We start from the raw sequence: 691 nt of genomic DNA, 5'->3' as shown, positions 1-691 counted from the left end.
ATTGTATCGTGGTATCTCCAGATATCGCCAATCGTGATTTATTTATGCTAAGCCACTCTTGGTTGGGATCGCTAGACAAAGAGAAATGCGCCTATGTCAGGTTTAACTCACACGAGCGACAACTGTTAAAGTACTGGGAGGAGATAACGCATGGCCGTATTCCTGCCGGGCTTAAGGATATAGCCTACTCCGTTATTAGTCGTTTAAAGCGAAAAATGGATATTCGCAGTGAATACTCCCTTTATCTGCTGTGGCGGATAACGCATAGAGGGATTTTTTCTTTAAACAATTTTTCGATGGACAGTAACCGCAGCAGGGTCAGAACGCCCGTACCGCGAAAAGTATCGGCTACGCCGCCCATTCCCCACGGCTATTTTTTTCTGCGTTAACGCGGTTACGTCGTGCTGAGAGGAAGGTGGGCCCGGGATGCATTGCTTCCGGGCCGCATTTTGTCGCTTAAAAATCCCAATCGTCATCTTCGGTATTCACCGCCTTGCCGATGACGTAGGAAGAGCCCGATCCGGAGAAGAAATCGTGATTTTCATCCGCGTTGGGTGACAATGCGGAAAGAATTGCCGGATTAACATCGGTCATGTTGGCAGGGAACAGGGCTTCATAACCAAGGTTCATCAACGCTTTATTGGCGTTATAATGCAGAAACTTTTTCACATCCTCGGTCCAGCCCACACCG

The 691-nt window shown here is 48.2% G+C and carries 1 protein-coding gene and 1 pseudogene; one reads left to right on the top strand and one right to left on the bottom strand.

Going from position 1 to position 691, the window contains the following annotated elements; all coding sequences use genetic code 11:
- Positions 1-389 (top strand): hypothetical protein (locus tag J5224_RS32980; RefSeq protein WP_264629120.1); only part of this gene is annotated, 389 nt, incomplete at its 5' end.
- A 67-nt stretch (positions 390-456) separates the two neighbouring features.
- On the opposite strand, the pseudogene J5224_RS32975 reads toward J5224_RS32980, so the two are convergent.
- Positions 457-691: pseudogene (locus J5224_RS32975) on the bottom strand (ribonucleotide-diphosphate reductase subunit beta); the annotation flags it as partial.

It is taken from the genome of Candidatus Symbiopectobacterium sp. NZEC135, from assembly GCF_025962695.1.
This window is presented reverse-complemented; position numbering and strand designations above follow the sequence as displayed.